We start from the raw sequence: 3,464 nt of genomic DNA on the forward strand, positions 1-3,464 counted from the left end.
GCGGCATTGGCACCTTCGTCAACAACGGCAGCTACCTGCGCCAAGGCAGCGGCACCACCCGCGCCGCACGCTTCGAAAACTTCGGCCTCTTGCACGTGCAGGATGGCACTTTTCAGATGGAGGGCGACGGCCGACTGTCGGGCCGCACGGTGGTCGATCGAGGCACCACCCTGGCTTTTTACGCCAGCGGTGCCAACATCACCGGCGTGATCGACAACGCGGGACTGGTCACGGTCGATGGTGCAGGCGTACTGCTGGCAGCGGGCTCTTCGCTGAATGGCCACGTGAAATTGCTGAGCAGCTCCCTGTCGCACCAGAGCAACCACACCTTCGCCAAGCTGGAGATGGCCGGCGGGCAACTCACGGGCACCGGCCATGTGACGGTGCAGAGCCTGGACTTCCAGGCCGGGTTGCTGGGTGGGGCTATCAGCGGCACCTACGTCACCGGCAGCACCACCGTCCTGGGCGCCAGCACATTCAACGGCAGCAAGAACCAGGGCATCAGCGCCAACCACACGCTGACGCTGCGAGGCGACTCCACCTGGACGGCCGGCAGCGGCGGCATCACGGGCGCCATCTTCAGCGGGGTCGTGGTCAACGCCAACGGAGCCACCTTCACCGACCAGGGTGCCGGCACGGCCAACGACAGCAAGCAACTGAGCGACTACAGCGGCAGCTTCATCAACGAAGGGACCTATGTGCGAAGCGGCCTGGGCACCACCATCGTCCACAACGTCGACAACCGGGGGCTGATGCAGATCGACACGGGCCGGCTGCAGACAGGCACGGCGTTCACCAACACCGGCACCATCCGCGTCAGCGACGACGCGGTGCTGCAGTCTGCCTTCGGCAATGCAGGCACCATCGAAGGCACCGGCACGGTAGACACCGGCACGCGCACGTTGACGAACGGCGGCACCCTCGACCCCGGCCTGGCGGGCACGCTGGGTCGATTGACGGTGCTGGGCAACCTGCAGATGACGGACCAGGGCATCCTCAGCATCACGCTGGGCAGCGGCGGGCAGTCGGACCTACTGATGATCACTGATGAGGTGCTGTGGGCTGGCGAGCTGCAGGTGTCCGCCCTGCCCGGCCTCACGCTGCAGCTGGGCGACATGTACACCATTGCCCGCTACGGTGAGCGGTTGTCGGACTCCACGTTCAGCAGCATCCGCTGGCAGGGCCTGGGCGCCCCACGGTTCACGGTGAACTACACCGCCGATGCCATCACGCTGCAGGTCGCCGCCGTGCCGGAGCCCGCCACGTGGGCCCTGCTGCTGGCCGGCGGCGGCGTGCTGGTGTGGACCGCGCGGCGGCGCACGCATGCAGGCTTCAATAGAGCCCCGTGATGCCCCCCACCCGCAGATAGAGCCGCGCACAAAAGGCCACGAAGCCGCGCTGCAGCCGCGCCCACAGGCCGCGGCCGACCGAGGGCGCGGTGACCTCGCGCGACAGCGCCACCGCTTCTTCGAACTGCGCGGCGAGCTCGCCCGCGAAGCGGCGGTCGCGCACCACGACGTTGGCTTCGAGGTTGAGCAGCAGCGACAGCGGGTCGATGTTGCTGCTGCCCACGGTGGCCCAGTCGTCGTCCACCACCGCCACCTTGGCATGCAGGAAGGCGGGCGTGTACTCGAAGATGCGCACGCCGTGGCCCAGCATCTCGGCGTACAGCACGCTGGCCGCCAGCGCCGCGAAGCGGTAGTCGGGCCGGCCCTGCAGCAGCAGCCGCACCTTGACGCCGCGGCGCGCCGCATTGCGCAGCGTGCGGCGGAACTGCAGCCCCGGGTAGAAGTACGGCGACACCAGGTCGATGCGTTCACGCGCATGGCGCAGCGCATCGATGTACGCCCGCTCGATCGCGCGGCGCTGGCGGATGTTGTCGCGCACCACGAAGGCGGCGCGCACCGGCGGCAGGCTGCGCAGCGCGGGCGCGTGGGCGCGGCGCGGTGGCCCCAGGCGCATGCGCCGCATCAGCACCCGCACGCGGCGCACCGGCTGCGGGCTGCGCGCGGCGGCGATGGCTTCGTCGCGCCAGTCCCGGCCGAAGACGGCGCGGGTCCACACCGCGCGCAGCGTGTGCTCGATGGGCAGCACCACCGGGCCGTTGACCTGCACCGCGAAGTCCAGCCGCGGCGCGTCCAGCGGGCCATGACGCAGGTCGTGGCGGTCGTCCAGCACGTTGATGCCGCCGACGAAGCCCACGCCCGAATCGACCACGCACAGCTTCTGGTGCAGGCGGCGGAACTGGCCGGGCTGCATCCACGAATGCCAGCCGCGGATCGGCCGGTACACCGCCAGGCTCACACCGGCGGCCTCCAGTCGTGCGCGCAGCCGGGGCAGCGCCGCGGCACTGCCGAAACCGTCCACCACCACCCGCACCCGCACGCCGCGACGGGCAGCGGCTTCCAGCGCCTGCAGCACCGCTTCGCCGGCCACGTCGTCGTGGAAGATGTAGGTGGCCAGCCACACCTCGTGCAGCGCACGGCCGATGGCGGCGCACATCGCCGGGAACAGGTCGTCGCCGCCGCGCAGCAGCTGCACCTCGTTGCCGCCGGTGTAGACGGCGCGCGGCAGGCCGTACCAGCCGAGGGGATCTTCGTGCGGGCGCAGTTCTGGGCTGCGCGCGGCAGCCGGTTCGGTCGCCGATTCAGTCAAGGTCGAACTCGGCCACCAACGGCAGGTGGTCCGACATGCGGGCCCAAGTGCCGCCGCGCGGCACGAAGGTGGAGCGGCAGGCCAGGCCGCGGGTGTAGAAGCGGTCGAGCGCAAACACCGGCACCCGCGACGGAAAGGTCAGGCACTTGGCGCTGCGGGCGCCCGCCTCGCGCGCCCGCTGCAGGCCGCAGTCGGCCATCGGGCCGTCGAGCTTTTCGCCCCAGTCGTTGAAGTCGCCGGCCACCACCACCGGCGCGCCCGCCGGCACCGCCTGCGCGATGTACTCGGCCAGCCGCGCCGCCTGGCGCAGGCGGCTGGCGTGCATCAGGCCGAAGTGGGCGGTGATGGTGTGCACCTCCAGCCCGTTCCACTGCACCGGCACATGCAGCAGGCCGCGCTGCTCGAAGCGGTGGTCGCTGACGTCGTGGTGGCCGATGTCGCCCAGCGGCCAGCGCGCCAGCAGCGCATTGCCGTGCTCGCCATCGCGGGTGACGGCATTGGTGCGGTAGGCCACGCCGTAGCCCTGCGGCGCCAGGAAATCGGCCTGACCGCCCTCGGGCCAGCCGAAGCTGGTGCGCGCGAAGGCACGCGCCTCGCGGTGGTTGAAGAGCCGCACCTCCTGCAAAAACACCATGTCGGCGTCCAGCGCCTCGATGCCCTGCCCCAGGTTGTGGATCTCCAGCCGTTTGAGCGGCCCCAGGCCGCGCACGCCCTTGTGGATGTTGTAGGTGGCGGTGCGCAGCCGGCCCAGGGTGCTGGCCTTGGGCAGCAGCGTCGATTGCAGCGGTTTGAGCGTCATGGCTCAGGCC

General features: G+C 70.5%; 3 protein-coding genes. 1 reads left to right on the forward strand and 2 read right to left on the reverse strand.

Features of this window, described 5'->3' with window-relative positions:
- On the forward strand, nt 1–1,349 hold a 1,349-nt coding region (locus ABNT58_RS03795; protein WP_348752183.1), incomplete at its 5' end, for a PEP-CTERM sorting domain-containing protein.
- On the opposite strand, the gene clsB is transcribed toward ABNT58_RS03795, so the two are convergent.
- Complete coding sequence (clsB, locus tag ABNT58_RS03800; RefSeq protein ID WP_348752184.1) at nt 1,333–2,655, reverse strand: cardiolipin synthase ClsB; 1,323 nt, start codon at nt 2,653–2,655, stop codon at nt 1,333–1,335. The genes ABNT58_RS03795 and clsB overlap by 17 nt on opposite strands.
- Complete coding sequence (locus ABNT58_RS03805) at nt 2,648–3,454, reverse strand: endonuclease/exonuclease/phosphatase family protein (protein WP_348752185.1); 807 nt, start codon at nt 3,452–3,454, stop codon at nt 2,648–2,650. The genes clsB and ABNT58_RS03805 overlap by 8 nt, the downstream gene beginning before the upstream one ends.
- Nucleotides 3,455–3,464 lie beyond the last annotated feature (10 nt).

Origin of the sequence: uncultured Aquincola sp. (assembly GCF_964001545.1) — a bacterium.
Lineage (GTDB): Bacteria > Pseudomonadota > Gammaproteobacteria > Burkholderiales > Burkholderiaceae_C > Aquincola.